We start from the raw sequence: 25,890 nt of genomic DNA on the forward strand, positions 1-25,890 counted from the left end.
CGTCAGTCTGTCACCTTCCCTCTTCCCGACTTCACCGCGCTGCGACGCGACTTGTGTTCGAGCCGCCGCTCCTTCGATGCGCGCGTCGGGCGTGTCGCGACCCGCGCACGCGGCGTGAACGCGACGCTGGCGATCAACGCATCGAGCCGCGCGAGCGCCGCGTCGCGGTTCTTCTCCTGCGTGCGGTATTCCTGCGACTTGATCACGACGATGCCGTCGCGCGTGATGCGCTGGTCGGACAGCGCGAGGAGCCGCTCCTTGATGACGGGCGGCAGCGACGACGCACGAATGTCGAAGCGCAGGTGAATCGCGCTCGACACCTTGTTGACGTTCTGTCCGCCCGCGCCCTGCGCGCGCACGGCGGTCCATTCGACTTCGGCCGGATCGAGTGTGTAGCGGATCATCATCGCGACGGCTCCTGGCGACGCCGCGCGAGCGCCTCATCGACGCGGGCCGCCAGGCCCGAATCCCGTTGCGTGCGGGTCGCGACCGCCTGCGCGAGCACGCGCCGCGGGCCGATCACCTGCACGCGCGTGCGTGCGCGCGTGACGGCCGTATAGACGAGTTCGCGCGTGAGCACGCGCCCGAACGACGCCGGCAGCACGAGCGCGGCCTCGTCGAATTCGGAGCCCTGCGATTTGTGAACCGTCAGCGCGAACGCCGTTTCGTGCGGCGGCAGCGCGGCGGGCGACACGGCGCGCGCGGTGCCGTCCGCGCGCCGGAACCACACGCGCAGCACGCCGTGCGCGTCCGGCAACGCGATGCCGATGTCGCCGTTGAACAGTCCGAGCGCATAGTCGTTACGCGTGACCATGATCGGCCGCCCGGTGAACCAGTGTGCGCCGACCGCGAGTGGCACGCGCGCGGCATGTCGCACGTGCGTGGCCACCAGCGCATTGACGTGCTCGGCGCCGCGCGATCCCGTGCGCGTCGCGCACAGGATCCGGAAGCGGTTGAGCGCATCGAACAAGGGCAACGGATCGGGCACCGGCTCGGACAACGCGGTACGCAATGCGTCGAGGTACGCGCCGAACCGGCGCGCGAGCCGCTCGACCGTCGACGTCGCAAGCGTATCGCCCGCGTCGTCATGAAACGACGCGGCAGCGGCATCGTCGGTCGGCAACGCATCGAGCGCGGCCTGCACGTCGCCGCGGCGGATCGCCAGCGACAGGCGGCCGATCGGCGAATCGAGACCGAAACGGTAATTGCGTTCGAGCCACACGACGCAGTCTGCAAGCGGTGCGGGCGCGAGCGACGCAGCGGCGTGGTCGTCGGCTCGCGTTGCGACGATCGACGCAAGCGACGAATCGGCTGCATTGGCCACATCGGCCGGATCGAATGGCGCGAGCTCGACCGCGTCGAGCCACGCGAGTTCGTCGGCCTCGATCCATGCAGGATCGGCGGCCGCGCTGTCGATGTCGGTCGGTGCGGGCGCCGCAGGTGGCAACGACGCGGCCGGCGGCGCGACATCGGTAGCGGACATCGCTTCGTCCTGCGGATCGTCGTCAAACAGCGACGCCTGGCGCGTATCCACGTTCCGCCGCGCCGGCGGCTTGCGCGCAGCGCTCGTCGACATCGGCGCGGAGGCTGGCGCTGGGGCCGGTGCTGGAGTGGGCGCCGCAACCGCCGCGGCCTCGCCGTCCGGCACCGGCAACGCCGCGACGAAAGTCGCCTCGTCGATCCCGAGTGCACCCGCGATGCGCGTGCGTGCCGCGGCGGTAAACGTCGGCCGTGCGCTGAGTTCGGCGAACACGGCGCCGGCCTCGACCGCGGCGAGCTGATCCTTGTCGCCCAGCAGCACGAGCCGTGCGCCGGGCGCGAGCGCATCGAGCAGATGCGCGGCGAGCGCGACGTCGATCATCGACGCCTCGTCGACGACGATCAGGTCATACGGCAACGGATTGTCGCGGTGATGACGGAAGCCCGCCGCTCCGCCGCCGCCCAGCAGGCGATGCAGCGTGTACGACGTGTCGGGCAGGCGCGCGGCAAGTTCCGGCGGCAGGTCGCCCGCCCGCGCGTGCAGCGCTTCCTGCATCCGCTGCGCGGCCTTGCCGGTCGGCGCCGCCAGCGCGATGCGCAGCCCCGGATGCGCGTCGAGCAGACAAGCCAGCACCCCGACGACGGTCGTGGTCTTGCCGGTGCCGGGGCCGCCGCTGACGATCGTCACGCGCCCTGTCAGCGCAACGATCGCCGCGACGCGCTGCCAGTCCACTTCGCCGGTCGCGGGCCCGAAGTAACGCGCAAGACTGTCGCGCAAGCGCTCGGGCGCCAGCGCGTCGCCCGGTGCGGCGACGCCGGCCTGCGCGACGAGCGCATCGGCGAGCCGCCGTTCGTAGTCGAAATAGCGCGACAGATACAGATGGTCGTGCCGGTCGACGATCAACGGCCGCTCGGCGCCGCGCGCGAGCGTACCGAACGCCACGACGCCGCTCGCGGCAAGCGCCGCGCGCACGTCGTCGACCGATTCCTCGTAGCGCTGCGCGAGCGCGCCGAGCGACACGCACACGTGGCCGCCCGCGGTCGCCCGGCTCGTCGCGAACGCGGCACGCGCCGCCCAGCGGGCGGCCACGGCCGGCGCACCCGCGCGGCGCGACAGGTCACCCATGCGGCGCGCGAATCCTTCCGCGAGCGCGATGCCGAAATCCGCGGGCTCGGGCAGGCGCGCGACGAGGCCGCCGGTGAATTCGAGCGTATCGTCGGACGCGTTCATGCGCGGCCCCCTTCCATCATCCGGTCGAGTGCGTCGACGAGTTCGCGCGCGGGCCGCCGCGCATGCACGCCGGCCGGTTCGCCGCCGCTGCGCCAGTCGGGCCGCACGCCGCGCACGAACAGGTACAGGTAGCCCGCCATATGCGTGTCGTAGTCGTAGTCGGGCAGCCGCCCGCGCAGATAGCGATGCAGCGCGACCGTATAGAGCAGCGCCTGCAGGTGATACGCGTGATCGGCCATCGCGACGTCGAGCGCGCGCGGGCCGTACGCATCCGGCGTATTGCCGAGATGGTTCGACTTCCAGTCGACGATCCAGAACCGGCCGTCGTGTTCGACGATCATGTCGATGAAACCCTTGATGAAACCGGCGAGCATGCCCGAGTCAAGCGCAACGTCCGGATAGCCGTGCGCAACCAGCAGCCGGCGCAGCGCGCCCAGCTCGAGCGACGGCGCCGGGAACAGGAAGCCCATTTCGTCGAGCCGCCTGGCGGGGTCGAGATCCGCAAGCCGCATGCCCGGCACGAGCTCCGTACGCACGACATCGTCGACGAGCCGCGCCATCATCGCCGGCAGACGCGTCGCGAGTTCGGGCTCGGCCTCGACCGGCCGGTCATGCAGCGCGCCAAGCGCTGCCTGATGCCACGAATCGGGCTCCGTGAAGCGGCTGAGTTCGAACAGGCGGTGCAGACACTCGCCCGCTGCCGCACCGCGCGGAAACACGAGGATGTCGTCGTCCGGCGGCTCGGTGGCGACCGTGTCGACCGCGACAAATGCACCGTCCGGCGCCACGGCGGCAAGCGCATCGTGATCGGGCCGAAGCTCGTCGTCCGGCACGACCGCGACGCCCGCCTCCTCGCGCGCCATCGACGCCGTCAGCGAACTGAAGCTCGCCATCCGCCACGCGTCGCGCAGCACGCGCGTCGCATGGCGTGCCGCGAGCGTCTGCGTTGCATCGTGGCCGGCCGCGAGCCGTTCGCGCCGAGCCGGCACCGGCAACGGTGCAACGCTCACCGGGCCGCCGGCCAGCGCTTGCCACGCAGCGTCGAGCACCGCTTCGTCGGGCGGCTCGTCGAGCCACGCGTCGAACGACTGGCCCGCTCCGGCCACGAGCCAGTTCAGCACGCTGCGCCGTGCCTCGCGGGTCGAGCGCGACGACAGATAAGGCCCGGCGACGAGATAGCACCGATACACGGCGCGCGTGAGCGCCACGTAGACGAGCCGCGCGCGTTCCGCCGCCTGTTCGCGCAGCGCCTGGCGCGCGGCATGCGCGGCGGCTTCGTCGTCGCACCCGTAATGCAGCACGGCGTCGCCCGCGTCGTCGTGATACTCGCGCGCATCCGGCAACCCCGACGCGGGCGGCTCGCGCAGCCCGCCGTCGTTCAGGAACGGACAGAACACGACTGCGTATTCGAGGCCCTTCGACTTGTGCACGGTCACGATCTGCACGAGGTTGCGATCGGATTCGAGGCGCAGCTGGGCTTCCTCGCCGCCACCGTCGAGCCGTTGCGCGGCGAGCCAGCGCAGCGTCGGCGCGATGCCCGGCTGCGCGGACGCGCGCGCCTGCGTCAGTTCGGCCAGATGGTTGATGTCGGTCACGCGGCGCTCGCCGTCCGCGCCGGCCATCAGCCGCTCGGCGATGCGCAGCTCGCGCGTGAACGTGCGCCACATCACGGCGAAGCCGCGTTCGCGCCACAGCAGCCGATAGCGCGAGAAGCGCTCGACCCAGCTCATCGCGTCCGCGCTGTCAGCCGCTTCGCGCGACGCGTCGCCGTCGCCCTGCTCCATCCGCCACAGCGCACCGGCATCGAGGCCGAACCAGTCGGCGGCCAGCGCCGAACGCAAGCGCCGCAAGTCGCCCGGCGCGTCGATCGCCGCCAGCACGCGCTCGAGCTGCTCCGCATCGCCGGTCGAAAACACCGACGCCTGCGCAAGCTCGACGCTGCCGATACCCCACGTGGCGAGCACGCGCTTTACGAGACTGCCCTGCCGGTGCGTCTGCACCAGCACCGCGATGTCGCCCGGCGACAGCGGCGTATCGCCGAGCCGCGCATGCCCTTCGCGCGCGCCGCGCATCAGCCGGGCGATCTCGGCCGCGCACGCCTGGGCGGCCTGCGCCTGCGCATCGCGCTTGAGCAGCGTGCCATCGCCGCCCGGCAGCGTCCAGATCCGGAAATCGCCGGCCGGGCCCGGATCGGTTGCGTCGACGAACGGTGCACGCACGCGCGTGCCGGCGCGCACCGCGTAATAGTCGAGCCCGTCGAGCACAAACGCACGCGGGTTCGACATGAAGAAGCGGTTGCACGCGTCGACAATCGCCGGCGTCGAGCGCTGGTTGACCGCGAGCGTATAGCACGCGCTCGCGCTTGCCCGTGCGGCGAGATAGGTATGCAGATCCGCCGCGCGGAAGCTGTAGATCGCCTGCTTCGGGTCCCCGACGAGAAAGAGCGGCCCGCCCGGCGCGAAGATCCGGTTGAAGATCGCGAACTGCAGCGGGTCGGTATCCTGGAATTCGTCGATCAGCGCGGCCGGATAGCGCGCGCGCAGCGTCTCGGCGAGCCACGGGTGCGCGTGCAGCGCGTGATACAGGTTCGTGAGCAGGTCGTCGAACGACACGACGCGACGCGTACGCTTGCGTTCGGCCAGTTCGCCCGGCGCGATGTCGAGCCAGTCGGCGATCAGCGCGAGCCAGCGGGCGCGCTGCGTGGCCTCGGCCGCAGCCACCGCCGCTTCGAGCGCGTCGGCCACGTCGAAGAACGCGTGCTCGGGGGTCACGCCGCCCTTTTTCGTCGCCTTCGCGAGCGCGGTGCGCGTGAGCTTGAGCGCCGCCTTCGGCAGCGCGGCCGCGGGATCGCCCTGCGCGAAATGCGCGCTCCATGCGGCGAGTGCATCGGCGAGCGCGTCGGGCTTGTGCGAGCGCTGGTTGAGCGCGGGCTGCGCGGCGCGCAGCAACGCGTCGATCGCATCGCGCTCGTCGGCCCACATCCGCGCCGCCTCCGCAAAGCACTCGGCGGCAGCGGCCTCCGCCGATTCGTCCGGTTCGACGACGCCGTCCCAGCGCAGCGCGGCGAGCGGCTTCTTCAACCGGCGCGCAAGCTGGGCGTCGAGCGCGGCCGGGCCCGCGCCCGAATCGACGAGCCACGTCGCGAAGCCGGGCCAGCGCGCGGCCATCGGTTCGACGCGCGTGCGCCAGAAGTCCGCCGCGAGTTCGAAGCGCAGCGCTGCATCGTCGGCCTGCATGTCGAACGCGAACGGCATCGCGGCCGCGAACGGTGCTTCCTGCAGCGCACGCTGACAGAACGCGTGGATCGTGTGGATCGCCGCCTGGTCGAATGCACGCAACGCGCGCCGGATCCGCTTCGCGGCAGTCTCGGGGTCGAGCGTGCCGGCGTCACCGAGCGTCGTCTCGAGCAGGCGCGCGACGAACGGATCGCCGCCGTCGTCACCGGTGTCGAGCGCATGCGCGAGCTGCGCGAGCCGCCCGCGGATCCGCTCGTGCAGTTCGGCGGTCGCGGCCTTCGTGAAGGTCACGACGAGGATTTCGTCCGCGCCGAGATCCTTCTCGAGCAGCAGGCGCACGTACAGCGCGCAGATGTTCCACGTCTTGCCGGTACCGGCCGACGCCTCGATCTGGTTGACGCCGTCGAGCGGGCACGCGAACACGTCGAGTTCGAGCGCCGCCTGCGGCTGTGATGCGGCGCTCATGCGAGCTCCTTCAGGTGTTCCAGCATCGGCTCGAACACGAGTCGCGCAAGTGTGCCGAACGGCTCGTCGAGCGACGGATGGGCGCCGCGCCATGCGATCGCGATGGCCGGATCGTCGGCTTCGCTCACCACGCGCTCGTTGATCCAGACGCTCGCGGCCTTCGCCTCGCCGTCAGAAACGCGTGCCCATGCGCTGCGCGGGAAAAACCGCAGCGGCATGCGCCGCCCCGCGCGAAACAGCGCGGCGAGCGGTGCGAGACGCTCGAGCGGCGCAGCGACCGGCGTGAGTTCGAACGCGCCGCCGCTGCCGAACCACAGCGTGCGACGCGGACCGTCGGGCTCCACCGCGCAATAGACGAGGTGCGCAAGCCACGCAGACAGGTAGTCACGTGCGCTCGGCCGCGCATAGCGATAGATGATCTGGCCCGCCGGCGTCAGCCGGTTCAGCGTGCCGTGCAATTCGAGCGGCGCACTCACCGCGTCGCCTGACAGCATCGCGTCATCGGCGCCGAACAGCGCCTGGTCGGTGTCGGGCCATGCGGGCGCGATCGCAAGCGTGAACGGCCGCCGCTCCATGCCGTCGGCCAGCGCACGACGCACGTTCGACGCAAGCTGCGTCATCGAGCCGAGCGCCTGGTCGCGCCAGACGGCACCCGTCGCGCCGCCGGGCAGTTCCGGGCTGGCGTCTGCGATGCGCAGCGCATGATCGTGCACGCCGTCTTCATCCGACTCGATCAGGAGCGGCAGCACGCGCTCGGCGAGCGCGTCGCTGCCGGCGAAGTCGAGTGCGAACGGCTCCGTGTCGAGCAGTTCGGCCTGCGCGTCGGACAACACGATGCCGAGCCGCGCACGCAGCAGCGCGCGGGCCGGATGCCGCCAGAAACGTTCGAATTCGTTGAATGCAACGGGCTCGACCGGCTCGGCCGGCAGCGGCTGCGCGAAGAACGGCTGCTCGCGCGTCGCGTCGCGCGCGGCTTCGGCCGCCAGCAGCGACGCGAGCGTCGCGCGCTCGGCGTCGTACGAGGCCAGTTCGCTGCCGGGCCGGAAATACTCGGCCGCGAACGGTTGCAGCGGATGCTCGACGATGAACGTGCGCCGCGCGGCATCGACCGCGCCCGGTGCGGTGTCCGCGCCGGCCGTGACGAGCGCGAGATGGTCGAGCAGTTCGTCGACGAGCGCCGCGGGCGGCAACGGCGCGTTGTCGCGAATGCTTCGCCCCGTATAGGCAATCAGCAGCCGGTCGCGCGCGGCGAGCAGCAGGTCGAGAAACAGGTTGCGCTCGTCGTCGCGGCGCTGCCGGTCGCCGAGCTTCGGCAGGACGGCCATCAGGTCGAACTCGTCCGCGCGCGCGAGGCTCGGCAGCACGCCGTCGTCCATGCCGAGCAGGCACACGACGCGGTACGGCAAGCCGCGCAAGCTCGTCAGCGACGAGAACGTGACGCCGCCCCACGGCACCCCGCCGCGCGCGGGATCGTCGAGCGCGGCTGTCAGCCCCGCGCGCACGACGGCCGCGGGCAAGGCCTCGTCGGGCGCGCCTTCCGTCATCGCGGCAAGCATCGCGTCGAGCGCGTCGCGCACGCCCGCGAGCGCATCCGCATACGCGGCGCCGGAATCGAAGAAGCGCGCGAGGGTGTCGGCGAACAGTTCGCTCCATGCGCGCGGCGTATGCGCGCTGGCGAGCCGCCGCGCGAAGCCGTCGAGATCGTCGGTAAAGCGCGCGAGCCGGCCGAGTAGTTCGGCCTCGCTGCCGGTGGCCGCCTCGATCGGCAGCCACGCGCCGACGGGTGCCGCGCCTTCCGGCATCGCATAGCCGAGGAAGAGCCGCGCGAGCGCATCGGAGAACGTATGGCGCGGCGTCGGCACCGCCGCATCGTCGCTCGCCGTCGGCGACAGCCCGCGCCGCGCGCCGGCGGCCGCGAGCCAGGTCTGCACCGTCTCGAGCGCGGCTGCGTCGATGCCGTAACGGGCGGCCACCGCGTCAACGCGCAGCCATTCGACCAGCTCCGGCGCGCCGACCTGCCGCTCCGGCAACGCGAGCCATTCGAGCAGCACGCGCGCGACCGGATTCGCCTGCGACGGCGGCAGGCCGGTGATCCGGTAAGGCACGCGCGCGCCGCCCGCGCCCGCCGTGCCGAACACCGCGTCGATCAACGGCCCGGCCGCCGCGAGATCGGCGACCGCCACCAGCACATCGGACGGCTGCAGCGTCGCGTCGGCGTCGAACCACGCGAGCAGGCGGTCATGCAGCACCTCGAGCTGACGCGCGAGACTGTGGCACACGTGCACCTCGATCCCGCGCTCGGCCGGCGGGTCGCCGAGTTCGGCTTCCGGCTGCAGGTCGAGGATCGCGTTCTGCACACGCGCGAGCCAGGTCGGCGCGGGATTGCCGACGAAACGGGACGCGTCGCCTAACGCGGCGCTTTCGGTCAGTTCGTGCAGCATGTGCAGCTGCGCCTGCGTCTGCCGGCCCCACTCCGCGAGCAACGGATGGCCGACTTGCTGGTAGTCGAGCCGGCCGGCCGCATCGAGCGCCTCGGCATGCGCGGCGGTGACGATGTCGAACCAGAATTCGCGGCACGGGTTGAGCGCATAGACGCGCACGTCGATCCAGCGCGACAGCTCGCGCAGCAGCGCGACGTGCAGCGGCGGCATCGTCGGCAGCGCGAACACGCTGACCGATTCCGGCCAGTCGGCGCGCGCGACGGTTTCGGCATCGAGGTTGCGCGCCTCCACGAGGAAGCGATGCGCGGGCGGCGTGCCGCTGTCGCTCAGCTCGGCGAGCAGCGCGCGCCACAGCGCGGCCTGCCAGTGCTCGTCGTCGCGTGCGGCATCGCTGATCCCGCGCGGCGCGGCGTCGCCCGCGAGCACCGACTCGCCGGCCTGCCACGCGGCCAGCCATTCGGGCCGATAGGTCAGGTAATGATCGAGCACGGCCGCGACGCGCTGCGCCAGCTCGTAGCGCATCGCGTCGTCGGACGCGGACAGATACGCGGCCAGCCGCGGCGACGCGAACCACGGCGCGCCGCCCGCGGCCTGCGCGAACAACCGGTAGCAGCGCCACACGAGGCGGTCGGGCGCGAACGGCGAGCGTGCGGGCACCGTCAGCACGCGGCCGATCTGCGCCCACAGCCATTGCGCGAGATACGTGAACTCGCCGTTCGCGCACACGCCGTGGCGCGCGGCGATGTCGAGCTCGAGACGGCGACGCAGCGCCGCGCTCGGCACGATGACCTGCTGCGGCGCCCACGGGCCGTTGCGGGCCGGGAACGCGGCCAGGTCGTCGAGCAGCGCGTCGGCGAGCGTTTCGTGACGGTTCGAATAGAAGAGATGGAGCATCAAGCGGGTGTCGAAGCGTCGCGCCGGCCGGGCCGGGCGAACAGAAGCACCAAGGATAGCAAAAGGACCGTCACGACGAAGCTCGGCCGAAAGGCCAGGTTTTGCGGACCGCGAAATACGATAGACTCGTCGCCAGTCCATACGCCGCCCCGGCGTCTTCGTCTGTCATTCAGCCCATCGATGCGCTATTCGGTCGAAATCAGAAAGTTTCTCTACAGCCAGTACTTTTTCGGCGGCCTGCGGATCGCGGTCGGCGTGTCGCTGCCGGCCGTGCTGTGCCTGATCGTGTTTCACAACCGCGAGCTCGGCTTCACGATCTCGACCGGCGCGCTCGGCGCGTGCGTCGTCGACATGCCGGGCCCGCTGAAGTACAAGCACAACGAAATGCTCGCGTGCAGCGTGATCGGCTTCCTGGCCGCGCTCGCGACCGGCCTCGCCACCCCGAACATCTTCGGCCTGTGGCTGACGATCGTGCCGCTCACGTTCGTGCTGTCGCTGATCGTCGTCTACGGCAACCGCTGGCCGCAGATCAGCTTCGCGACGCTGTTCATGATGGTGATGACGCTCGAGGAGAACTTCACGCCGCTGCAGGCGTTCGTCAACGCGGGCTGGATTCTCGCGGGCGGCCTCTGGTACACGTACTGGGCGACGCTCGTGTCGCAATGGCAGGCGCGCCGGATCGAACAGCAGGCGCTTGCCGAAAGCCTGTTCGCATGCGCCGACTACCTGCTCGCGCGCGCGCAGTTCTACGATCTCGACGCCGATCTCGACGAGTGCTACCGCAACCTCGTCGCGAAGCAGATCACCGCGGTCGAAACGCAGGAAACCGCGCGCGACATCGTGCTGCGCAATCTGCCGAAGCTGCGTCGCGGCAAGCTCGATCCCGGCCGCGCGACGATGTACAACCTGTTCATCAACAGCGTCGACCTGCACGAGCTGTTCGTCGGTGCGCACACCGACTATCCGCTGGTGCGCAACACGTTCGGCGGCTCGGACCTGATCATTTTCTATCGCGACCTGATCCGCAAGGCAGCCGCCGATCTCGAGCAGATCGGCCTCGCGGTGCTCGAAAACCGCGCGCCGCATTCGCGAATCAGCGTGAAGGCCGAACTGCGCGCGATCGAGTACGAGATCGAGCTGATGCGCAAGAAGAACTTCCCGGCCAGCAATGCGGAAGCGTACGCGGCCGTGCTCGCGACGTTCCGGCGCATCTGGAGCGCGACGCGCCTGATCGACCGGATGCGCCGCAACCTGTCGGGCCACGCCGACCCGCAGCAGATGGAACTGAAGATCGACAAGGCGCTCACGCGCTTCCTGCAGCGGCGCCGGATGTCGCCACTCCTGATCTTCTCGAACCTGAACATGCGCTCGCCGAGCTTTCGCCACGCGCTGCGCGTGACGATCGCGGTGGCGGTCGGCTTCTGGCTCGGCCGGCTGCTGCCGCTCACGAACGCATACTGGATCGTGATGACGACCATCATCATCCTGAAGCCCGGCTACTCGCTCACCAAGCAGCGCAATGCGCAGCGGATCGTCGGCACGCTGATCGGCTGCGCGGCGAGCATCGCGCTGATCTACACGGTGAAGGAGCCGCACCTGCTGATCGCGATCATGTTCGGCTCGATGGTGATGAGCTACAGCCTGCTGCTGTTCAACTACGCGGCGAGCGTCGTGTTCACGTCGTCGTACGTGCTGCTGATGTTCCACCTGCTCGCGCCGGGCAGCATGCGGATCATCGGCGAGCGCGCGATCGACACCGTGGTCGGCTGCATGATCGCGATCGCCGCGAGCCGCCTGTTCCCGTACTGGGAATACCGGCTGATGGGCAAGCTCGTCACCGACATGCTGACGTCGACCCGCAAGTATTTCGAGGCCGTGTGGCGCGCCGGACGCGGCGCATCGCCGCCGCCCGTGCCGACCGCCGACGGCGCGGCGGTCGTGCCGGTCATCGCCGCGGCGATCGAAGCGCCCACCACCGCCCTCGACGACGACTACCGCTACCGCCTCGCGCGCAAGGACGTGCACATCGCGTTCGCGAACCTCGGCCAGGCGTTCCAGCGGATGATGATCGAGCCGAAGGCGCACCAGCGCTTCGTGCCGGAGCTGAACGACCTGCTCGTGCAGACGCACGTGCTCGGCGCGCAGATCACCGCCGCCGCGCCGCTGATCCGCAGCGCGTGCGCGGCCGACGAGAACCTCGTCCACGACGACGCGCTGCACCGCGGCCTGTCCGCCGTGCTGGAGAACCTCGAGAAGGCGGAAGCCGGCGAGCCGCCGCCGGCCGACCAGCTCGACGCGACGAAGCAGATCACGCGCGACCTCGACGCGATGGTCGTGTCCGCGGAAAAATCCGACGCGGTGGGCGCCGAGCTCACGCACGACCTGAAGGTGCTCGCGCACCAGTGCAAGCAGATGCTCGCGTCGTCGCTGCTGATCCGCAAGGACGCGAGCGTCATCCGCCTGCCCGCATGACCGCATGACGTCGTTCCCGCCGCCGGCCGGCCGCGCATGCAAGCGGGCCGGCCGGCGGCGCTCCACCGCTTCCCCGCTCCCGCAATACCGTTCCGCAGCATGACCCACCCGCCCCCCGCGGCCCGTGCGCGCGCCGCGCGTTTGTCCCACCCGCGATTCAACCGGTTGCGCCAGTCAGGGAATACCCGATTCCGGTCACATGGCCGGGCTTGTTATCATTCGTTCACATTTAAGTTGTATAGACAACTTGAGCCGACCGGGCCGGCCCTGCTCCCCCGGTCCGTCGCATAACGATATCGGAGACTCGATGAAGAACTTGCAGCGCCATCTGAGCGCACGGCACATCCGCTTTCTCGCGCTGGGCTCGGCGATCGGCACCGGCCTGTTCTACGGCTCGGCGTCCGCGATCCAGCTCGCGGGCCCGGCGGTGATCCTGGCCTACATCCTGGGCGGCGCGGCCGTCTACATGGTGATGCGCGCGCTCGGCGAGATGGCCGTGCGCGAACCCGTCGCCGGCTCGTTCGGCCACTACGCGACCGAAAACCTCGGCCCGTTCGCCGGCTTCGTCACCGGCTGGACCTACACGCTCGAAATGGTGATCGTCGCGATCGCCGACATCACCGCGTTCGGCATCTACATGAGCTTCTGGTTTCCGGATGTGCCGCAATGGATCTGGGTGCTCGGCGTCGTCGCGGTCATCTGCGGGCTGAACCTGTGCCACGTGAAGGTGTTCGGCGAGCTCGAATTCTGGCTGTCGATCATCAAGGTCGGCGCGATCGTCGCGATGATCGGCGGCGGCGTCGCGATCCTGCTGACCGGCATGCACTTCGGCCATTCGGCCGACGTGCCGACATTCGCGAACCTGTGGAACCATGGTGGCTTCTTCCCGAACGGGATCGGCGGGCTGATCGCCTCGCTGTCGGTCGTGATCTTCGCGTACGGCGGCATCGAGGTGATCGGGATGAGCGCCGGCGAGGCGAAGGATCCGGAGCGCGTGATTCCGCGCGCGATCAACGCGGTGCCCGCGCGCATCCTGCTGTTCTACGTGCTGACGATGGTCGTGCTGATGTCGATCAGCCCGTGGACCGGCGTCGGCAGCGACGGCAGCCCGTTCGTGCAGATCTTCTCGGCGCTCGGCGTGAAGTCGGCCGCGACGATCCTCAACCTCGTGGTGATCAGCGCGGCAATCTCGGCGATCAACAGCGACATCTTCGGCGCGGGCCGGATGATGTTCGGGATGGCGCGGCAGGGCCAGGCGCCGCGCGTGCTGATGACGACGTCGCGGCACGGCGTGCCGTGGGTCACGGTGCTCGTGATGGCCGGCGCGCTGCTGGTCGGCGTGGTGCTCAACTACCTGATGCCGAAGGACGTGTTCCTGGTGGTCGCGGCGATCGCGACGTTCGCGACCGTGTGGGTGTGGCTGATGATCCTGCTGTTGCAGGTTGCGATGCGCCGTCGCCTGTCGAGCGCGGAAGTCGCCGCGCTGAAGTTCAAGGTGCCGCTGTGGCCCGTCGCGCCCGCGCTGACGATCGCGTTCATGGGTTTCGTGATCGTGATGCTCGGCTGGTTCGATGACACGCGCGTCGCGCTCTACGTCGGCGCGGGATGGCTCGTGCTGCTCGCGGTCGTGTTCTACGCACGGATCCGCCCGAAGTTCGCGCCTGCGTCACGTTGACGCACGACTGACCTTTCCATGCGGCGCGCCGGGTCCGGCGCCCGCGTCTGTCCCGGCGCGACGCGGCGCATCGCGCGTCGTCCGCCGCTTCCCCGCTCCTCCCGCCGTTCCCGCACGTCGCTTGCGCCCCAGCCAACCGGGCCGCAGCGATCATGCCGGCCGTGCCGGCATCAGTGCGACGCGGCGCTCGCGGCCTCCGCCGGATGGGCCTCGTCGTACGCGTGCTTCTGCGAGATCGCGTTGTACGCGATCGTCCCGATCACGAGCAGCACGGCCACGACGATCAGGATGCTCACGTTGCGGACAGGGTTCTTCTTGCGCTGATCGTTCATGGTCGGTCCTGCTCCGTCGAATTCGTTGAAGCGGGCATTCTACGCGCTTGCGCCCGCGCCGCGACGCCCCGTTACGCCCCTCCTCATCCCGCCTTCCGCCCAGCTTTCCGGCACCTTTCATTTGATAATCATTCCCATTTCAATCTAGAATCCGAAATCTTTCGTTTTGTAATGTTTCGGGTCGCTCGGGCGGCAGGCACGCCCCGGAACGCCTCTTCGTCCGCCTGCCTCACCGGAGTCTCCATGTCGAATCCGCGCACCCGCCTGCTGCCGCTCGCCGGCGCCCTCGCCGTTGCCGCCGCCGCCTTCGCGCCGCTGGCCCACGCCGCCGAGGAAGTGAGCCTGTACACCACCCGCGAACCGAAGCTGATCCAGCCGCTGATCGACGCGTTCACGCAGCAGAGCGGCGTCAAGGTCAACACGGTATTCGTGAAGGACGGCCTGCTCGAGCGCGTGAAGGCGGAAGGCGCGCAGTCGCCGGCCGACGTGCTGATGACGGTCGACATCGGCAACCTGCTCGACCTCGTCGACGGCGGGCTCGCGCAGCCGGTGCGCTCGAAGGTGCTCGACGACGCGATTCCCGCGAACCTGCGCGGCGCGCAGGGCGACTGGTACGCGCTGTCGCTGCGCGATCGCGTGCTGTATGTGGAGAAGGACCTGAAGGTCGACGCGTTCCGCTACGAGGATCTCGCCGATCCGAAATGGAAGGGCAAGGTCTGCATCCGCTCGGGGCAGCATCCGTACAACACGGCACTCGTCGCGGCGATGATCGCGCACGACGGCGAGGCCGCGACCGAAAAGTGGCTGCGCGGCGTGAAGGCGAACCTCGCGCGCAAGGCGACGGGCGGCGACCGCGACGTCGCGCGCGACATTCTCGGCGGGATCTGCGACGTCGGCCTCGCCAACGCGTATTACGTCGGTCACATGAAGAACGCGGAGCCGGGCACCGATGCGCGCAAGTGGGGCGACGCGATCAAGGTCGTGCGGCCGACGTTCGCGAACGCGAAGAGCGGCGGCACGCACGTCAACATCAGCGGCGCGACGGTCGCGAAGCACGCGCCGCACAAGGCCAACGCGGTGAAGCTGCTCGAGTACCTCGTGTCGCCGCAAGCGCAGGCGCTTTATGCGCAGGCGAACTACGAATACCCGGTGCGCGCGAACGTGAAACTCGATCCGGTGATCGCGAGCTTCGGCACGCTGAAGGTCGACCCGCTGCCGCTGGCCGACATCGCGAAGCACCGCAAGGCGGCCAGCCAACTCGTCGACAAGGTCGGCTTTGACAACTGAGGCATCGTCCGTCCGCGCGCGCCGCCGGCCGTTGCGTTCGCGCGCGGGCAGCCCCTGGCTCGGCGCGGCCGTCGCGATCGCCGCGGCGGTCGCGGCGCCGCTCGCGGTGCTGGTCGCCGCCGCGTTCGGCGCCGATCTCGCGCACTGGAAGCATCTCGGCGCGTTCGTGCTGCCGCAGGCACTCGCCAATACGCTGCTGCTGCTCGCGGGCGTCGGCGCGATCGTCACGGTGGTCGGTACCGGCTGCGCCTGGCTCGTCACCGCGTACGACTTTCCCGGCCGCCGGATACTGACCTGGGCGCTGCTGCTGCCGCTCGCGGTGCCCACCTATATCGTCGCGTTCGCGTATCTCGACCTGCTCCACCCCATTGGCCCCGTGCAGGGCGCGATCCGCTGGCTGCTCGGCTTCGACAGCCCGCGCCAGTTCCGCCTGCCCGACCTGCGCTCGCTGCCCGGTGCGATCTTCGTGCTCGGCTTCGTGCTGTATCCATACGTGTACCTGAGCACCCGCGCGATGTTCGTCACGCAGTCCGCGAGCCTGCTCGAAGCCGCGCGCACGCTCGGCGCGGGACGTATCGCGACATTCTGGCGCGTCGTCGTGCCGCTCGCGCGGCCCGCGATCGCGGTCGGCGTGAGCCTCGCGCTGCTCGAAACGCTGAACGACATCGGCGCGTCGGAATTCCTCGGCGTGCAGACGCTGACCGTATCGGTCTACACGACGTGGATCACGCGCTCCGATCTCGCCGGCGCCGCGCAGATCGCGCTCGCGATGCTCGCGATCGTCGTCGGCATGATCGTGCTCGAACGCTATGGGCGCCGCCGCCAGCGCTACGCGCACGGCCGGCGCATGCGCCCGGTCGCGCCGCGCAAGCTGACGGGCGCGGCCGCATGGAGCGCCGCCGCGCTCGGCTGGCTGCCGGTACTCATCGGCTTCGGCGCGCCGGCCGCGTACCTCGCGGTTGAGACCGGCAAGCGGCTGCATCTCGTCGGCGGCGTGTCGACGCAATTGCTGACCGGGCTCGCGAACACGCTGACGATCGCCGCCGCCGCGACCGTCACCACACTTGCCTGCGGGCTCGTTGTCGCATGGGCGGCACGCGCGCGGCGCGACAGCGCACCTGCGGGGCCGGCCCGCGTGTGTGCACGCATCGCTTGCCTCGGCTACGCGGTGCCGGGCACCGTGCTCGCGATCGGCCTGCTGATCCCGTTCGCGGCGGCCGACCGGCTGCTCGGCGCGGCGCTCGGCCGAGACGGGCTGTTGCTGATGGGTTCGGCGGCCGCGCTCGTGATCGCGTACACCGTGCGCTTTCTCGCGATCTCGACCGGCAGCATCGAAGCCGGCCTCGCGCGCATTCCGCCGTCGCTCGAACAGGCCGCGCGCTCGCTCGGCGAGACGGCCGGCGGCACGCTGCGCCGCGTGCACCTGCCGCTGCTGCGACCCGCGCTCACGACGAGCGCCCTGCTCGTCTTCGTCGACGCGATGAAGGAGTTGCCGGCGACCCTGCTGCTGCGCCCGCTGAATTTCGACACGCTCGCAACCTGGCTGTATGCGGAAGCCGCGCGCGGCACCTATGAGGAAGGCGCGGTCGCCGCGCTCGCGATCGTGCTGGCCGGGCTCGTGCCCGTGATCCTGCTCGCGCGCACCCGTCACAAGATCGGAGCCTGACATCGTGAACCTGCTCGAACTCGACGACCTCTGCGTCGCCTACGACGCGCCGCCCGGCCGCCGCACGGTGGTCGACGGGCTGAGCCTCGCGCTGCCGCGCGGCGACATCGGCTGCCTGCTCGGCGCCTCGGGCTGCGGCAAGACCACCGTGCTGCGCGCGATCGCGGGCTTCGAGCCCGTGCGGATGGGGCGCATCGTGCTGGACGGCACGCCCGTCGCGGCGCCGTCGCTCGACGTGCCGCCCGAGCGGCGGCGCATCGGGATGATGTTCCAGGACTATGCGCTGTTTCCGCACCTGAGCGCGGCCGACAACGTCGCGTTCGGCCTGCGGCGCATGCCGAAGGCCGAACGGCGCACCCGCGTCGCGGACATGCTCGAACTCGTCGGTCTCGCCGATGCGGGCAGCGCGTATCCGCACGAACTGTCGGGCGGCCAGCAGCAGCGCGTCGCCCTTGCCCGCGCGCTTGCGCCGTCGCCGGAGCTGCTGCTGCTCGACGAGCCGTTCTCGAATCTCGACGTCGATACGCGCGAGCGGCTCGCGTTCGAACTGCGCGACATCCTGAAGCGCACGGGTCATACCGCGATCCTCGTCACGCACAACCAGGCGGAAGCGTTCGCGATCGCCGACCGGATCGGCGTGATGAAGGATGGCCGGCTCGCGCAATGGGACACGCCGTACGCGCTGCACCATCATCCGGCCAGCCCGTTCGTCGCGGAGTTCGTGCGGAGCGACGCGCTGGCGGACGAACGCGCCCGGGCGCTGGCGCGCGGCCGCTGAGCGGAATAACGACGACGGCGCGCTCTGTGCGAGCCGCCGTACCGCGCTACGCCGGTTCGGACAGATCGCGCACCGGCAGCGCGGTCGAATACTTGATCTGCTCCATCGCGAACGACGAACTCACGTCGAACAGCGGCACCGCGCGGATCAGCTGCTTGTACACGCGATCGTAATCATCGATGCCGGCCACCACGACCCGCAGCAGATAGTCGGTCTCGCCGCTCATCCGATACACCTCGACGACTTCCGGCATGTCGCGCACGGCCTGAGTGAAACGCTGCGCCCACTCCTCGGTGTGCTGGTTCGTGCGAATCGCGACGAACACGGTCGTGCCGACCCCGAGCTTGCGTGGATCGCACAGCGCGACCTGCGCACGGATCGCGCCGGTTTCCTTGAGCCGCTGCACGCGCTTCCAGCAGGGCGTCTGCGACAGGTTCACGCGCTGCGCGAGTTCCGCGATCGGCAATGTGGCATCTGCCTGCAACAGCTCCAGCAGCTTGCGATCGATGGCATCCATTTACCCAGTCCTTCGTAGATAGAAATTTTTTCTATGCATCGTGCATGACGGGGAACGATATGGAAACCGCTGCGCGGCGTCGACCGGGATAAATACCAATCAACCAGGGATACGCCGCGATGCGCGGAATCCCGCGCGCGCCGGCCTGTCGATAAGCGGCACCCCAAATGAAACAGGCGATTCCGCCCGTCGAGGTGGAATCGCCTGAAGTCGTTGCGACCGCGGTGGCAGCCGGGCGCTGACGGATGCTCACGTCGAATGCGGCGCTCGCGCACCGCCTCGCCGCGATGTCGCTCAATACGCGACCGTCGCGATCTCGCGCACGAAGCTGTCTTGCTCGAGCGCATCGACGAACGCGACCGCGTAGTCTTCCGCCGAGATCTTGCTGTTGCCCTGCGCGTCCACGATCAGCTTGCCAACGCCCGTACGGAACGTGCCCGTGCGCTCGCCCGGCGCGATCAGGGCGGCCGGCGCGAAGAACGTCCAGTCGAGATCGCCGACCGTTTCCAGATAGTCGACCGCATCGCGGTGCGCGAGCGCGACCGCCTTGTACGCGTCCGGGAAGCCTTCGGTGTCGACCAGCTGCTTGCCCGGCGCGACTTCGAGCGAACCGGCGCCGCCCACCACCACGAGCCGCTTCAGGCCCGCCTGACGCGTGCCGTCAACCAGCGCCTTTGCCGCCGCGACGACCTTCGCGGCATCGTCCTGCTTCGGACCGTACGCGCTCGCGACGACGTCGTGACCCGGCAGCGCGGCCGCGATGCTGGCCGCATCGAACAGGTCGGCCGCCTTCGCGACGATGCCGTCGCCGGATGCGCCCGGGTGGCGCGACAGCGCGGTCACACGATGGCCGCGGCGCGCGGCTTCCGCGGCGATGCGCGAACCGATCATCCCGGTGGCGCCAAACAGTGCGATGTTCAGGGTACGTTGCGTCATGTCGATTCTCCAGAAAGAAAAAGTAACTAAAGTGATTACATATAAGACCGAAAAAAAACGGAGCGAAACTCCGTCGTGGCGGCCGCCACGCGTGCGTGCCGCCCGGCCTCCTGCCCTGCGTCATCCGTCGCCCGCGCTCACCCGCCGGCGCTTCCCGCGGGCCGGCTGCGGTGCTCCGATTCGAGCACGTCGGCCGTGACGTCCGCGAGCGTGCGCGTGGCAAGCGATGCTTCCATCGCGCGCTGCGCGTCGCCGATGTAGTCGATCAGCACGCCCTGGATGTGCCGCCCGACGAGACACGCGGGATTCGGCGCCTCGCGATGCAGTGCGAACAACTGCGCATCGTCGACCGCGCGATACACGTCGAGCAGCGTGATCTTGCCCGGCTCGCGCGCCAGCAGCGCACCGCCGCCCGCGCCGAGCTGCGACGTGGTCAGCCCCGCGGCCGCCAGCATCGACAGCAGACGGCGAATCAGCGCCGGATTCGTGTTCACGCTGCCCGCGATGATGTCGGACGACAGCGGCGCGCCTTCCTGCATCGACAGCAAGGCAAGCACGTGAACGGCAAACGCGAACCGGCTGCTGGTATTCATTCCTCACTCACCTGGCGACGCCGGCCCGAACGGCAGCCGGCGACAATGTGTAACTACTATAATTACATTTCACGGATTGCGCAAGTGCCGGGTTACTCGCCGCTGGCAGGTTTCGCGCCGGACGCATTCTGCTGGCTCCACTGCTGCAGCTTCTTGCCGGCCTCCGCCATTTTCGCGCCCGCTTCGGACGCCGCATGCGCGACGACCGCGGAAGCGGCCGCATCGAACTGCGCCTGCGCGGCCGACGCGAGGCCGCTCGCGGACAGCGGCGGCACGGCCGAGGCCGCACTCGCGATGCCCGCCTTCGCGGCATTGAGCTGCTGGTTGACGGTGCTCGCCACCTGGTCGAGCGCCTTGGCCGCGTTGTTGGCGGCATCGGCAGCCGCGCTCGCGGCCGTATCGGCTTGCTGGGCCGGCGTGCCGGACTTCTCGCAGCCTGCGAGCAACAGCACCGCACCGACGGCCGCGGCCGCCAGCAGGGAACCGGGCACGCGACGCGCCCGCGAAGTCTTCATCTTCATCAGCAATCTCCGGCCGTGCGCTGCACGGCCTGAATGGTTGGACCGATGCCGATGATACCGCTTGTGGAACAGGGCCACTGACCACTCCCGATTAAAAATGCCTTTCAATTTCGGATTCGTCTGATTCAATCGCGCGCGCGCCGACACTAAAGTGGGCAGCCTTCCATCCGCTCCGTCCGCTTCCCGCTTCTCCATGGCTTTCCTCATCGACTGGTTCATCGCGCTGGCCGCCGTGCTCGCCGCCACCCTGTTTCTGTGTCTTCGCTCGCCGTCCGCGACGCGCCTGCGTGCCGTCGGGCGTCCGCGCCGCGTGGCGTGCGCGCGCCTGCTCGCGCAAGCGGTGATCGGCTTCTGGACGGCCGCGCTGATCGTCGCGCAAGGCATCCTCGGCCCCGACGGCGACGGCCAGTCGCACGCGGGCGTCGCCGCGCTCACGTTCGCGGCACTCGGGCTCGCGGCCGTCGCCGCCTACTGGTCCGCCTGCGCGCTGCGGCTGCGGCGGCCACGCACGCTGTTCGCGCGCCGCTGACGCGCCAGACCGGTGCACCGCGGCGCACCACGCCGCACCGCGCCGCGCGTCGCACGCACCAGATGCGCACGCTTCGCACCACGCACGTGCACCCGTTGCGCCCCTTCCGCCGCAGCCGGCCCGCCCCGCGACTGTGCATGCTTCACCGGAATACCGCCCCGCGCGGCCTTTCGCACCATTTGCACGCAGCGATTCACCAAGTTGGCTCGATACTTGCATTCCTCGCCCATTTTTTGCGCAAGGAAGCCACGGCATGGATGGTCTGAAATCCGGCGTCGATACACTGTTCCTGTTGATCGGCGCCGTCATGGTGCTCGCGATGCACGCGGGCTTTGCATTCCTCGAGCTCGGCACGGTCCGCAAGAAGAACCAGGTCAACGCGCTCGTGAAGATCCTGGTCGACTTCTCGGTGTCGACGCTCGCGTACTTCTTCATCGGCTACACGATCGCGTACGGCGTCGAGTTCTTCGACGACATTGGCACGCTGTCGCAGCACAACGGCTACGCGCTCGTGCGCTTCTTCTTCCTGCTGACGTTCGCGGCGGCCATCCCCGCGATCGTGTCCGGCGGCATCGCGGAACGCGCGAAATTCAATCCGCAGCTCGTCGCGACGCTGATCATCGTCGGCTTCATCTATCCGTTCTTCGAAGGGATTGCATGGAACGACCGCTTCGGCGTGCAGGACTGGCTCACGCATGCGTTCGGCGCGCCGTTCCACGATTTCGCGGGCTCGGTCGTCGTGCACGCATTCGGCGGCTGGGTCGCGCTGCCGGCCGTGCTGCTGCTCGGCGCACGCCACGGCCGCTATGCGAAGGACGGCCGGATCGCCGCGCATCCGCCGTCGAACATTCCGTTCCTCGCGCTCGGCGCGTGGGTGCTCGCGGTCGGCTGGTTCGGCTTCAACGTGATGAGCGCGCAGACGCTCGACAAGATCAGCGGCCTCGTCGCCGTGAACTCGCTGATGGCGATGGTCGGCGGCACGCTCGCCGCGTGGATGGCCGGCCGCAACGATCCGGGCTTCACGTACAACGGCCCGCTCGCGGGCCTCGTCGCGGTCTGCGCGGGCTCCGACGTGATGCACCCGATCGGTGCGCTCGTCACGGGGGCCGCGGCCGGCGCGGTATTCGTCGCGATGTTCACCTGCGTGCAGAACAAGTGGCGCATCGACGACGTGCTCGGCGTGTGGCCGCTGCACGGGATGTGCGGCGCGCTCGGCGGCCTCGCGGCCGGGGTGTTCGGACAGCCCGTGTTCGGCGGCCTGGGCGGCGTGTCGTTCGTGTCGCAGCTCATCGGCACGCTGGGCGGCATCGCGATCGCCACCACAGGCGGCACGCTCGTGTATGGCGCGCTGAAGGCGACGGTCGGGCTGCGTCTCGATCGTGAAGCCGAATTCGACGGCGCCGACCTGTCGATCCACCGCATCTCGGCGACGCCCGAGCGCGATTGAACACCATCAAGCACGAAACCGGCGTCCGGCAGCACACCTGACGGACGCCCGACGCATCATTACGTTTTCGATTCAAAAAACTTTCATCTAGCATCCCTACACTTCGGTCCAGTTTTCAACTTGCCTTCGCCTTGCTTGCTGCGAGCCTGCTTCGCGACGGCCATTCTTCCAACATCTGAAACTGGACTCCACATGCCCGCGTTGCCCAATGCTTCCCGTCGTCAGGCCCTGAAGATCCTCGCCGGCGCGCCCATGCTGCCCCTCTCCGGCCTCGCGCTGCCGGCTCTCCTGACCGGTTGCGGCGGCGACGACAATCCGACGGCGACGCCGGCCGCCGCCGCGTACACGTCGGCGGCGTTCTCGGCAATGGCCGCGCCCACGCTCGACAACGCGGCCGCGATGGCCACGACGACGGTCGGCTCGACGCTGTCGGTGTCGTTCTCGGACGGCTCGTCGCGCAACTTCAAGCTGGCGTACCGGCCGTTCTTCGTGACGGGCGACATGGTGCCGGACGGCAAGGGCGGCACGACGCTCGCGGGCGGCTACTACGACATCAACAACCAGCCGATCATCGACCGCTCGGTGGCCGGCAAGGAGCGCCAGTTCTATTCGGACTGCCCGGACGGCAGCTCGCTGCTGACGCTGAAGAACGCGAACGTCGCCGGCGTGAAGGGCAACACGGTGTTCGCGGTCGTGCAGTTCGAATACACGACGCGCGACCAGGCGAGCGCATCGCAGTACGGCCAGCTGCCGTCGCCGATCGCGGTGATCACGCTCGATCAGGATCCGTCCAGCGGCGCGCTGAAGGTCGTCAAGTATCACAACGTCGATACGTCGAGCGCGCACGGCCTGTGGATCACCTGCGGCGCGAGCCTGTCGCCGTGGGGCACGCACCTGTCGAGCGAGGAATACGAGCCGGACGCGACGAAGGCCGCGACCGACGCGCAGTTCAAGGCATTCAGCAAAAACACGTTCGGCGACGAGACCAAGGCGAACCCCTATCACTACGGCCACCTGCCCGAGATCACGGTGAACCCGGACGGCACCGGCACGGTGAAGAAGCACTACTGCCTCGGCCGCATCTCGCACGAGCTGATCCAGGTGATGCCGGACCAGCGCACCGTGATGATGGGTGACGACGCCACCAACGGCGGCCTGTTCATGTTCGTCGCCGACAAGGCGGCCGACCTGTCGGCCGGCACGCTGTACGTCGCGAAGTGGACGCAGACGTCGTCCGCCGGCGCCGGCAGCGCGACGCTGACGTGGATCAGGATCGGCCACGCGACGAGCAGCGAGATCGAGACGCTCGCGAACACGCTGAAGGCGTCGGACATCATGGACCTGACGACGACCGACCCGAACGACGCGAGCTACACGAAGATCCACTTCGGCGGCAAGTTCAACTGGATGCGCGTGAAGCCCGGGATGGAAAAGGCGGCCGCGTTCCTCGAGACGCACCGCTATGCGGCGCTGATCGGCGGCAGCATGGCGTTCACGAAGCTCGAAGGCACGACGGTGAACGCGAAGGACAAGATCGTCTACACGGCGATGTCGCGCATCGAGACGTCGATGGTCAAGGGCAACGCGGTGTCGCGCGACGTCGCGGTGGACAAGAAGATCGCCGCGGGCGCCGTCTATGCGCTGAACCTGAAGGCCGGCCAGCGCGACACGTCGGGCGGCGCGATCGACAGCGAATGGGTGCCGGTCGACATGGGCGCGCCGGCCGCGCTCGTCGGCGAGGACCTCGCCGCGGCCGACGCGCTCGGCAACCTCGCGAACCCGGACAAGATCGCGAACCCCGACAACCTGAAGTTCTCCGAAAAGCTGCGCACGCTCTTCATCGGCGAAGACTCGGGCATGCACGTCAACAACTTCCTGTGGGCGTACAACGTCGACACGAAGTCGCTCTCGCGCGTGCTGTCGTGCCCGGCCGGCGCCGAATCGACGGGCCTGCACGCGGTCGACGAAATCAACGGCTGGACCTACATCATGAGCAACTTCCAGCACGTGGGCGACTGGGAGACGCCGCTGCACGACAAGGTCAAGTCGACGCTCGACCCGCTCGTGCGCGCGAACTACAAGGACCGCTTCGGCGCCAGCGTCGGCTACCTGACGGCCGAGCAGACCAGCATCAAGCTCGCGAAGGCCTGAGCGGCCGGGGGTCCTGATCGGGCGTCCGTGACCGGCCCCCACTCTCTTCATCACGTTTCATTCGTCGGCGCTCCACGCCGGTTCATGCGCGATGCCCATTGCGGGCGTCGCGCTTTTTTTTGCGCGCACGCCGCACGCACGCCACTCGCCGCACTGCTCACATCGGGCATTTGAGGTCGCCCTCCTCCCAGGAACAACTTGATCGTCATGAAACGGCCCGCGCCTGCCGGAACGCATCTACTCGGAAGACGATTCAGAACAATTCATACGACTGTCCATGTTGCTTCGCCTATGCTCGGACAGCACTCGCGCGCACGTCGCTCCGATGGCGCGTCGTCCGAACCGAAATGGGAACCGACACATGTCCACCACTACGCCTTCGATCGTTCACCACACCGTCACTGCGAACGGAATTCGACAACATTTCATCGATGCGGGCAGCGGGCCTGTCGTGGTCCTGCTGCACGGTTTCCCGGAAACCAGCTTCGCATGGCGCTTCCAGATTCCCGTCCTGGCACAACGCTACCGCGTCATCGTGCCCGACCTGCGCGGCTACGGCGAAACCGACAAGCCGGCCGCCGGCTACGACAAACGCAACATGGCCCGCGATCTCGTCGCATTGCTCGACACGCTTGGCATCGGCCGAATCGCGCTGGTCGGGCACGATCGCGGCGCACGCGTCGCGACACGCTTCGCGAAGGACTTCCCCGAGCGCCTCGAGCGCCTTGTCGTGATGGACAACGTGCCGACCCGCATCGTCGCGGAGAACATGACAGCCCAGACGGCACGCGCGTACTGGTTCTTCCTGTTTCATCAGGTAGCAGACCTGCCCGAAGCACTGATCGCCGGCAAGGAAGCCGAGTGGCTCAGCTACTTCTTCTCCGACTGGTGCTACAACCCGCACGCTATTTCCGGCGAGGCGTTCGACACGTATGTCCGGGCCTATCGTCGTCCCGGCGCCGTACGTGGCGCGCTCGCCGACTACCGCGCGAACGCGGAAGACGTCAAACAGGATCTCGCCGACGCCGATGTGAAGATCGCATGCCCGACCATGGCGATCTGGGGTGAGGATTTCTACGCGGTCGGCAAGATGTTCGACATGAAATCCGTCTGGGAAAGCATGGCGACACATCTTCGGGCCGAGCCCATCGCGCAATGCGGCCACCTTCCGCAGGAAGAACAGCCGGAACGCGTCAACGCGCTGCTGCTCGATTTCCTGAAGAGCTGGGAAGGTTGAATT

The 25,890-nt window shown here is 69.0% G+C and carries 18 protein-coding genes; 9 read left to right on the forward strand and 9 right to left on the reverse strand.

Annotation, left to right across the window (positions count from 1 at the left end):
- Positions 1–2: 2 nt before the first annotated feature.
- Genes arfB through recC form a run of 4 tightly spaced genes read right to left on the reverse strand, consistent with a single transcriptional unit; the run spans position 3 to position 9,746 of the window.
- Positions 3–407 carry an alternative ribosome rescue aminoacyl-tRNA hydrolase ArfB gene (gene arfB / locus ACVK00_RS17405; protein ID WP_228907218.1) on the reverse strand — a complete coding sequence of 135 codons (405 nt, stop codon included), beginning with the start codon at positions 405–407 and terminating at the stop codon, positions 3–5.
- The gene (locus tag ACVK00_RS17410; RefSeq protein WP_284895279.1) at positions 404–2,710 is read right to left on the reverse strand and encodes an AAA family ATPase; all 2,307 of its coding nucleotides are present in this window, start codon (positions 2,708–2,710) and stop codon (positions 404–406) included. Before ACVK00_RS17410 ends, arfB begins: the two co-directional genes overlap by 4 nt.
- The gene (gene recB, locus ACVK00_RS17415; protein WP_284895277.1) at positions 2,707–6,411 is read right to left on the reverse strand and encodes an exodeoxyribonuclease V subunit beta; all 3,705 of its coding nucleotides are present in this window, start codon (positions 6,409–6,411) and stop codon (positions 2,707–2,709) included. The genes ACVK00_RS17410 and recB overlap by 4 nt, the downstream gene beginning before the upstream one ends.
- Complete coding sequence (recC, locus tag ACVK00_RS17420) at positions 6,408–9,746, reverse strand: exodeoxyribonuclease V subunit gamma (protein WP_456826955.1); 3,339 nt, start codon at positions 9,744–9,746, stop codon at positions 6,408–6,410. Before recC ends, recB begins: the two co-directional genes overlap by 4 nt.
- Before the next feature lie 180 nt (positions 9,747–9,926).
- On the opposite strand from recC, the gene ACVK00_RS17425 reads away from it, so the two are divergent.
- Both ACVK00_RS17425 and ACVK00_RS17430 read left to right on the forward strand, forming a co-directional pair.
- The gene (locus ACVK00_RS17425) at positions 9,927–12,218 is read left to right on the forward strand and encodes an FUSC family protein (protein ID WP_284895276.1); all 2,292 of its coding nucleotides are present in this window, start codon (positions 9,927–9,929) and stop codon (positions 12,216–12,218) included.
- Between the two features lie 307 nt (positions 12,219–12,525).
- Positions 12,526–13,893: an amino acid permease gene (locus ACVK00_RS17430; RefSeq protein WP_354122948.1), complete on the forward strand. Its 1,368-nt coding sequence runs from the start codon at positions 12,526–12,528 to the stop codon at positions 13,891–13,893.
- 170 nt (positions 13,894–14,063) lie between these two features.
- On the opposite strand, the gene ACVK00_RS17435 is transcribed toward ACVK00_RS17430, so the two are convergent.
- On the reverse strand, positions 14,064–14,225 hold the full coding sequence (locus ACVK00_RS17435; protein WP_006754390.1) for a hypothetical protein: 162 nt from the start codon (positions 14,223–14,225) through the stop codon (positions 14,064–14,066).
- Between the two features lie 243 nt (positions 14,226–14,468).
- On the opposite strand from ACVK00_RS17435, the gene ACVK00_RS17440 reads away from it, so the two are divergent.
- The 3 genes from ACVK00_RS17440 to ACVK00_RS17450 are packed head-to-tail and all read left to right on the forward strand — an operon-like array spanning position 14,469 to position 17,956.
- Positions 14,469–15,512, forward strand: a complete 1,044-nt coding sequence (locus ACVK00_RS17440; protein ID WP_284895274.1) for a Fe(3+) ABC transporter substrate-binding protein — start codon at positions 14,469–14,471, stop codon at positions 15,510–15,512.
- Positions 15,502–17,178 carry an ABC transporter permease gene (locus ACVK00_RS17445; RefSeq protein ID WP_284895273.1) on the forward strand — a complete coding sequence of 559 codons (1,677 nt, stop codon included), beginning with the start codon at positions 15,502–15,504 and terminating at the stop codon, positions 17,176–17,178. The genes ACVK00_RS17440 and ACVK00_RS17445 overlap by 11 nt, the downstream gene beginning before the upstream one ends.
- Before the next feature lie 4 nt (positions 17,179–17,182).
- A complete protein-coding gene (locus tag ACVK00_RS17450; protein WP_284895272.1) occupies positions 17,183–17,956 on the forward strand; it encodes an ABC transporter ATP-binding protein in 774 nt (257 codons plus the stop codon).
- Positions 17,957–18,002: 46 nt separating this feature from the next.
- Here the strand turns inward: ACVK00_RS17450 and ACVK00_RS17455 are convergent, their stop codons facing one another.
- The 4 genes from ACVK00_RS17455 to ACVK00_RS17470 form a co-directional block, all read right to left on the reverse strand.
- A complete protein-coding gene (locus ACVK00_RS17455; protein WP_006754321.1) occupies positions 18,003–18,473 on the reverse strand; it encodes an Lrp/AsnC family transcriptional regulator in 471 nt (156 codons plus the stop codon).
- A gap of 294 nt (positions 18,474–18,767) precedes the next feature.
- Positions 18,768–19,409: an NAD(P)-dependent oxidoreductase gene (locus ACVK00_RS17460; protein ID WP_284895271.1), complete on the reverse strand. Its 642-nt coding sequence runs from the start codon at positions 19,407–19,409 to the stop codon at positions 18,768–18,770.
- Positions 19,410–19,546: 137 nt separating this feature from the next.
- Positions 19,547–20,002 carry an Rrf2 family transcriptional regulator gene (locus ACVK00_RS17465; protein WP_011656425.1) on the reverse strand — a complete coding sequence of 152 codons (456 nt, stop codon included), beginning with the start codon at positions 20,000–20,002 and terminating at the stop codon, positions 19,547–19,549.
- 92 nt (positions 20,003–20,094) lie between these two features.
- Positions 20,095–20,523, reverse strand: a complete 429-nt coding sequence (locus ACVK00_RS17470; RefSeq protein WP_228907210.1) for a hypothetical protein — start codon at positions 20,521–20,523, stop codon at positions 20,095–20,097.
- Between the two features lie 193 nt (positions 20,524–20,716).
- Here ACVK00_RS17470 and ACVK00_RS17475 point away from each other — a divergent pair, with 193 nt between their 5' ends.
- From ACVK00_RS17475 to ACVK00_RS17490, 4 genes are all read left to right on the forward strand, one after another.
- The gene (locus ACVK00_RS17475) at positions 20,717–21,052 is read left to right on the forward strand and encodes a hypothetical protein (protein WP_228907209.1); all 336 of its coding nucleotides are present in this window, start codon (positions 20,717–20,719) and stop codon (positions 21,050–21,052) included.
- Between the two features lie 253 nt (positions 21,053–21,305).
- A complete protein-coding gene (locus ACVK00_RS17480; RefSeq protein ID WP_284895270.1) occupies positions 21,306–22,499 on the forward strand; it encodes an ammonium transporter in 1,194 nt (397 codons plus the stop codon).
- A gap of 192 nt (positions 22,500–22,691) precedes the next feature.
- Positions 22,692–24,650 carry a PhoX family protein gene (locus tag ACVK00_RS17485; protein ID WP_284895269.1) on the forward strand — a complete coding sequence of 653 codons (1,959 nt, stop codon included), beginning with the start codon at positions 22,692–22,694 and terminating at the stop codon, positions 24,648–24,650.
- 361 nt (positions 24,651–25,011) lie between these two features.
- Positions 25,012–25,887: an alpha/beta fold hydrolase gene (locus ACVK00_RS17490; protein ID WP_175661862.1), complete on the forward strand. Its 876-nt coding sequence runs from the start codon at positions 25,012–25,014 to the stop codon at positions 25,885–25,887.
- Positions 25,888–25,890 lie beyond the last annotated feature (3 nt).

Source organism: Burkholderia sp. PvR073 (assembly GCF_054055695.1).

Excerpts from the sequence above, each read along its gene's own strand:
- ACVK00_RS17475 (WP_228907209.1), top strand. The coding sequence starts at position 20,717 with ATGGCTTTCCTCATCGACTGGTTCATCGCGCTGGCCGCCGTGCTCGCC.
- ACVK00_RS17410 (WP_284895279.1), bottom strand. The coding sequence starts at position 2,710 with ATGAACGCGTCCGACGATACGCTCGAATTCACCGGCGGCCTCGTCGCG.
- ACVK00_RS17480 (WP_284895270.1), top strand. The coding sequence starts at position 21,306 with ATGGATGGTCTGAAATCCGGCGTCGATACACTGTTCCTGTTGATCGGC.
- ACVK00_RS17425 (WP_284895276.1), top strand. The coding sequence starts at position 9,927 with ATGCGCTATTCGGTCGAAATCAGAAAGTTTCTCTACAGCCAGTACTTT.
- ACVK00_RS17465 (WP_011656425.1), bottom strand. The coding sequence starts at position 20,002 with ATGAATACCAGCAGCCGGTTCGCGTTTGCCGTTCACGTGCTTGCCTTG.
- ACVK00_RS17455 (WP_006754321.1), bottom strand. The coding sequence starts at position 18,473 with ATGGATGCCATCGATCGCAAGCTGCTGGAGCTGTTGCAGGCAGATGCC.
- arfB (WP_228907218.1), bottom strand. The coding sequence starts at position 407 with ATGATGATCCGCTACACACTCGATCCGGCCGAAGTCGAATGGACCGCC.
- ACVK00_RS17460 (WP_284895271.1), bottom strand. The coding sequence starts at position 19,409 with ATGACGCAACGTACCCTGAACATCGCACTGTTTGGCGCCACCGGGATG.
- ACVK00_RS17485 (WP_284895269.1), top strand. The coding sequence starts at position 22,692 with ATGCCCGCGTTGCCCAATGCTTCCCGTCGTCAGGCCCTGAAGATCCTC.
- ACVK00_RS17440 (WP_284895274.1), top strand. The coding sequence starts at position 14,469 with ATGTCGAATCCGCGCACCCGCCTGCTGCCGCTCGCCGGCGCCCTCGCC.
- ACVK00_RS17470 (WP_228907210.1), bottom strand. The coding sequence starts at position 20,523 with ATGAAGATGAAGACTTCGCGGGCGCGTCGCGTGCCCGGTTCCCTGCTG.
- ACVK00_RS17435 (WP_006754390.1), bottom strand. The coding sequence starts at position 14,225 with ATGAACGATCAGCGCAAGAAGAACCCTGTCCGCAACGTGAGCATCCTG.
- recC (WP_456826955.1), bottom strand. The coding sequence starts at position 9,746 with ATGCTCCATCTCTTCTATTCGAACCGTCACGAAACGCTCGCCGACGCG.
- ACVK00_RS17430 (WP_354122948.1), top strand. The coding sequence starts at position 12,526 with ATGAAGAACTTGCAGCGCCATCTGAGCGCACGGCACATCCGCTTTCTC.
- ACVK00_RS17490 (WP_175661862.1), top strand. The coding sequence starts at position 25,012 with ATGTCCACCACTACGCCTTCGATCGTTCACCACACCGTCACTGCGAAC.
- recB (WP_284895277.1), bottom strand. The coding sequence starts at position 6,411 with ATGAGCGCCGCATCACAGCCGCAGGCGGCGCTCGAACTCGACGTGTTC.